At 47.0% G+C, this 534-nt stretch carries 2 tRNA genes and 1 rRNA gene; all 3 read right to left on the reverse strand.

What is annotated here, in order from left to right:
- Window positions 1–157: 157 nt before the first annotated feature.
- A tRNA-Ala gene (locus tag DW082_RS14175) sits at window positions 158–231 on the reverse strand.
- Between the two features lie 10 nt (window positions 232–241).
- Window positions 242–318 (reverse strand) — tRNA-Ile (locus DW082_RS14180).
- Between the two features lie 99 nt (window positions 319–417).
- Window positions 418–534: ribosomal RNA gene (locus tag DW082_RS14185) — 16S ribosomal RNA — on the reverse strand; the annotation flags it as partial.

Consider the following 534-nt stretch of genomic DNA (forward strand, 5'->3'; position numbering starts at 1 on the left):
AGGCATCCCCCGTACGCCCTTGCTTACTTTCTTTTTCGTGTCGCATAACCCGGCTCGTGACCGGTTATGCAACCCCCTTTCTCATCCTTAAATCTGTCAAAGAACTTTTTTACAACAGGAAAGCCTTACAAAACGCAAACCTTTCTAGTGTAAATTGTGGAGAATAAGGGAGTCGAACCCTTGACCCCCTGCTTGCAAAGCAGGTGCTCTAGCCAACTGAGCTAATTCCCCAATCTCTTTATGGTAGTCCCGAGCGGACTTGAACCGCTGACCCCTACATTATCAGTGTAGTGCTCTAACCAACTGAGCTACGGGACTGTCTAGTGTAATGTGGGACACACATATTATTAAAATTAAAGGTAATCTGAGAAAAACAGGTAAGTTTCATACCTATCTTCAAATAATCATACCCTCCAAAAAGGAGATGTTCCAGCCGCACCTTCCGGTACGGCTACCTTGTTACGACTTAGCCCCAGTCATCGGTTTTGCCCTAGGACGCTCCTTGCGGTCACGTACTTCAGGCACCCCCAACTC

Origin of the sequence: Alistipes sp. AF48-12, from assembly GCF_003477565.1 — a bacterium.
GTDB lineage: Bacteria > Bacteroidota > Bacteroidia > Bacteroidales > Rikenellaceae > Alistipes_A > Alistipes_A hominis.